The sequence below is a fragment of the Flavobacterium sp. genome, from assembly GCF_036515215.1.
Classification (GTDB): Bacteria; Bacteroidota; Bacteroidia; order Flavobacteriales; family Flavobacteriaceae; genus Flavobacterium.
The window spans coordinates 1-5114 of sequence record NZ_DATBVQ010000072.1 but is presented as its reverse complement, the minus strand read 5'-3'; the positions used below and the strand labels follow the sequence as shown (position 1 = coordinate 5114).

Annotated in this window: 5 protein-coding genes; 1 reads left to right on the top strand and 4 read right to left on the bottom strand. The window is 37.7% G+C overall.

From position 1 onward, the window contains the following. Positions 1-1400: DNA topoisomerase (locus VIH09_RS05315; RefSeq protein ID WP_331578628.1), on the bottom strand; the 1400-nt coding region annotated here is incomplete at its 3' end. A gap of 86 nt (positions 1401-1486) precedes the next feature. Here VIH09_RS05315 and VIH09_RS05310 point away from each other — a divergent pair. Beyond that, on the top strand, positions 1487-1627 hold the full coding sequence (locus tag VIH09_RS05310) for a hypothetical protein (protein ID WP_331578626.1): 141 nt from the start codon (positions 1487-1489) through the stop codon (positions 1625-1627). 149 nt (positions 1628-1776) lie between these two features. Here VIH09_RS05310 and VIH09_RS05305 read toward each other — a convergent pair whose 3' ends face one another. The 3 genes from VIH09_RS05305 to VIH09_RS05295 form a co-directional block, all read right to left on the bottom strand. After that, complete coding sequence (locus VIH09_RS05305) at positions 1777-2904, bottom strand: FAD-dependent monooxygenase (RefSeq protein WP_331578625.1); 1128 nt, start codon at positions 2902-2904, stop codon at positions 1777-1779. 148 nt (positions 2905-3052) lie between these two features. Further along, positions 3053-3646, bottom strand: a complete 594-nt coding sequence (locus tag VIH09_RS05300) for a hypothetical protein (RefSeq protein WP_331578623.1) — start codon at positions 3644-3646, stop codon at positions 3053-3055. 245 nt (positions 3647-3891) lie between these two features. Beyond that, positions 3892-4833, bottom strand: a complete 942-nt coding sequence (locus VIH09_RS05295) for a DUF2806 domain-containing protein (protein ID WP_331578621.1) — start codon at positions 4831-4833, stop codon at positions 3892-3894. Positions 4834-5114: the final 281 nt, after the last annotated feature.

Here is a 5114-nt window from a genome sequence, read left to right as displayed (position 1 = left end):
GCCTCCGTAAACTGGTTGGGCGGTTTGGTTTCCTTCTCTAAAAACGAGGGTTGGTGAGGTCCTTTTTCGCCTATAACGAAACTCGGCAAAATGTCGGCTTCTTTTTCCTTGGCGTTGGGATCCTCAAAAACGATGCGCCATCCTTTTTTCAATATCTCTTTTCCCGTCGTTTTGAAGGCGACATCGGCCGCTTTCCCGATTACCGTGGTGTTGGCAACCAAACAATCGTCATAGAACACGGCGATAAATCGCTTTGTAATGATGTCATATACCTGTTGCTGATTGTATTGCAGATTGCTCTGAATCCCCGTCGGAATAATCGCGTGGTGATCGGTTACTTTTTTGTCATTGAAGACCTTAGTCGATTTTTTAATTTTCTTTTCCAAAAGCGGTTGTGTCAAGGCAGCGTAATTGGTCAACTTCTGCAGAATCCCCGGTACTTTTGGATAAATATCGTTGGGTAAAAATGTGGTGTCGACCCTGGGGTAGGTGACCACTTTTTGTTCGTACAGCGTTTGGACAATTTTGAGCGTTTCATCCGCCGAAAACCCGAACTTGGTATTGCAATACACTTGCAAGCCCGTTAGGTCAAACAGTTTGGGCGCAAACTCATTACCGTTCTTTCTCTCGACGGAAACAATTTCGAAATCGCTTTCCTTGACCTTGTTGGCCAAAAGCTCCCCGTCTTCCTTTTTCAAAAAGCGCCCTTCCTCGTAGCTGAAGAGCGTGTCCCTGTATAAGGTTTGCAACTCCCAATAGGGTTGCGGTTTGAAATTCTCGATTTCTTTAAATCGGTCCACAACCATCGCCAAGGTTGGGGTTTGCACCCGACCGATGGACAACACCTGTTTGTAGCCGCCATGTTTCACCGTGTACAAACGCGTGGCGTTCATGCCGAGTAACCAGTCGCCAATGGCCCTTGAAAAACCGGCATAGTATAAATTATCGTAGTTGGCGGAAGGTTTTAGGTTCTCGAAGCCCTCCTTGATGGCTTCGGTGGTCAGGGACGAAATCCATAGCCGTTGCACCTCGCCTTTATAGTTGGCTTCGTTCATCACCCAGCGCTGGATGAGTTCCCCTTCCTGTCCCGCATCCCCGCAGTTGATTACCAACTCGGCCTGGTCGAACAAACCTTTTATGATTTTGAATTGTTTCTGTATGCCCGCATTCTCCACGACTTTGGTTTCAAATTTGTCCGGAAGCATGGGCAGGTTGTTCAGATTCCAACTTTTCCAGTAAGATTTGTAATCGTTGGGTTCCTTTAAGGTGCACAAATGCCCAAAGGTATAGGTCACGGCATAGCCGTTGCCCTCATAATAGCCATCACGTTTGGTATTGGCTCCCAGAACGGATGCGATTTCTCGTGCTACACTTGGTTTTTCGGCAATACAGACCTTCATTTTATGCTACTGATTTGAAACCGCAAATTAGGAATTTAGAAATTGGTATTAAAAATAAATCTTCAGGACTTATGAACGGCTAGGGCATGCTACTTTTTGGGAGCAGAACGAATGTTGTTTTCAGGGACGCTTGGTCCCGCTGTCCGCTGTATCTCGCAGTCCCTATGCTACTGGACTACGAGGATGCCGCTTCCATCGGGGCTATTGATGGCGTTTCGTTTTCATAAGTACGAAAGAGAAAAAGACAGTAGATAACTTCGTTTGTCTATCAATATTTTTTGGAGAATACCCGCGTTGCAAACGCTACGATCGTGCTCTAAATTAAAATTGGCACTCGTTGCAAACGAGCACCAGTTGGGGATTTACTGTCGTCATACTAGTTCAAATTAAAAATCTTATCCATTTGTTTTTTATTGGCAGATTTTGGCAAGTTTTTCATTATGAAATTTCGAAGCCAAATTCCAAATCTGTTTTCTATATGTGCCATCTTACCCACTGTCCAACTTGTATTTACAATCATATGTGCTTTTTTTCGTCTGGCATTTTCGTATTCTTTAAAAGTGTTTTCGATTGTTATTCCACTGTCAAGAAGTTTACCTAAAACATAAGCGTCTTCAATAGCTTGACAAGCACCTTGTCCCAAGTTTGGAGTTGTGGCGTGAGCTGCATCACCAATTAAACAAACATTTTCGTTTTGCCATTTGTCAATCGGTTTAAGGTCAATAATGTCGCTTACAATTATTTGCTCTTTTTTTGTCGCTGAAATAATGTTTAAAATATCGTTGTGAAACTCTTTGAACATTTCTGTCAAATTCACTTGCTCCGTTTTTACATTTTTTGAATTTGTCAAAGCATACCAATACACTTTTTTGTCACCGATGTTTACAAATCCGAATCGTTTGCCTTTTCCCCAAGCCTCGTTTAGTTCATTAAGATACTTCTGAGGCAAATCAATTTCGCAAATTCCTCTCCAACATTTTTGATTAGCGTTTCGTAAAATGCCTTCCCCAAATAATTGGTTTCTGACGACCGATTTTATACCGTCTGCACCAATTACAAGTTTACTCTCTATGGTAGTATTATCTTCAAAAGTTAGTTTGAATAGGTCCGCTTTTTCAATCTTGGAAAGTCGCTTTGATAAGTTTATGTTGTCATAGCCAATTTCGTTAGCAAGTATTTTTTGCAATGCACCTCTATGAATGGCAATATTATGAACACCATATTTTTTTTCATACTCGGCTAGGTCAACTACAGAAATTTTTGTGAGATTGGCATCGGTGATTTTCATGTAGGAAATTTTGTTTCCTGCTTTTTCAATTTTGTCTTGAATACCCAATTTTTGAAAAACTTGCATTGCATTATTGGCAAGTATTATTCCTGCTCCAACAGGTTTTATTTCTGCCGAACTTTCAAAAATATTTATGTGGAGTCCTTTCTGTTTCAATGTCAAGGCAGTTGTAAGACCCCCTATTCCTGCTCCAATAATGTTGACCGTTTCTATCATTTCTTGTGCCGTATTTTTTAATCAGCGTTAACTTATCAATACACTGTTTTGGATTTGTTATTTATTCAAATATATAAAATAATGACGAAAATACTGACGAGCGCCATTGTGAGTTCACGAGCGGGGCGCCAGCGCCAGCGGGGGGTTATTATTCAATCATTTCATTAATCTTTGGCTGGACTATCCATATTCCAATTGGATAAAACCAAATCATAAAAAACTCTCCTGCAAAATCTGAGAACTTAACTTCACGTTGTAATTCAACAGTCTTAAAAGTCTTGGCCACAAAGTATAAAGAATAAAAAATACAAAACATTGAAAATAAATGAAGCGGAACAATAACTCCTGCCAAACCAGCAATTAGAATTCCACTTGGTTCTTCACCATTTTCCATTAGTCCATTCATGGAAATACTCATAAGTAGCATGATCAAAAGCATATAAAACATAGGGATAAAGAAGAAAATTTTAAATTTTCTCACTTTCATTTTTACATTTTCAGGAACTTTTTTTTGAAGTCCAACTGCAACAGACCAAAACCATCCAAAATATATACTCATAAAAATTATCATCACTAATGTAAATAATTGCAGATAGTTAAATATTGATGACGGATCAGAATTCGTTTCAGATCCAATATTTGAAATCATTGTTCCTATCATTATGAATTGAAAAACCATTGGTATTGCAAAAGTCAATAAGAACAATTGCCAATGTTTCGCTTTTAAAAATTTGTCTGTCATAATATTCTAATTTTTATCTTTTGCTGCTTATTTATACTTCAAAGGCTAGCGCGAGCGTCCCGCTCGTGCCAATTACAATTTATAATGTATTTGCTTTTGTTTGTGTTCACGAGCGGGACGCTCGCGCCAGCGGGGGCTTCTCTTTGTGGGCACTGTTTGCAAAACTGCGCTAACGATTCTGTATATCTGCGCGATCGGGCTTGTCACTTTTTATTCAAGCACAAATTTTAATAGAAGTACAGTAGTTATTCATTATACTCAGTTTTATTTATTAACATAACTTCATCATTGGGTAAATTAACAGAATCTCCGTATTCAATTTTTACGTTTGGTATCACAAAACTCGAACATATTTTTTTTAGGTAGTTGATATTAATTTCAGGCTCAATTAATTTAGATAATTCAGCTCCAGTTTTCGTGAAAACTAGAACTTGTACAGACTGTTTTGGAGTGTTTTTTGGGCGATGTAAAAAAATGCCTTTACTTCCGTACCCTATATAATTTATTCGTTCATTTTCTTCTGTTGCGAAAAAGCTATACTCTAAATTGTTTTCACTTGAAATTAGACCAAGTTCAGCAAGCAATAGTCGGTCAGTAAATTTTATCCCAAATTCATTTTCTAAAAAATCTCCATTATCATGATTGAAAATCAGACTTGTTCCTGCCGTTTTAATTTTAAGATTTGAAAATTTTGTAAAAACTTCTGCTTCTTCTTTAGATAAGTTTTTTAGTAGTTCTAATGTTCTTAATGAAAATGATTTAGGTTGTTTTATTTCACCCGCTAAAATTCTTCCCCAAAGAAGTTGCATCTCTTCATCTGAAATATTTTCAGCTATGTTGAAAAATCTAGTTGTCCAATCTTCATCAACGGATTCGTCAGATACTTCGGTTTCTTGTGATAGTTGTTCTGCGGCAATTTTTGTTACATTATCAATATTATTTTGATGTTTAATTTCTTTATAAATAAATCTTTCTTCAATTCTTGCTAAGGTTTCTGCATCAATTTCTTTTCCTTCGGAGATAGCCATTGTTTTAGCACGCTCAATTATTTCAATTTCATAAGCTTTTGACTCAGCTTCTTTTCTAATTGCTCTTGGCTTGTAAATTGTGCCAATACCTTTGCTTACAACATCAATTAGTTTTTCTATAGGTTTACCATCAACTTTTATTAAATTAAATTCAGCCATGTTTTCTGTTAGATGTTTTACGTTAATTACTGCCAACTTGCATATATCGGCGAAACAACACTTCGCCAATCCAACCATCTTAAGGTATATGCACGAAGTTCTGATTCGCATTTGTCATTCCCTCCAAATATATAAATTATTACCGAAAATACTTATTAAAAATTTATTATCCAAAACTAACTCCTTTTGATTCAGGTACATTACGGGAAACCGTAAACGGAGTTTTTTAGTTCAAATGCCCTAGCTCCCGAGTTGCAAACGCGGCGATGGTGGCCAAAATT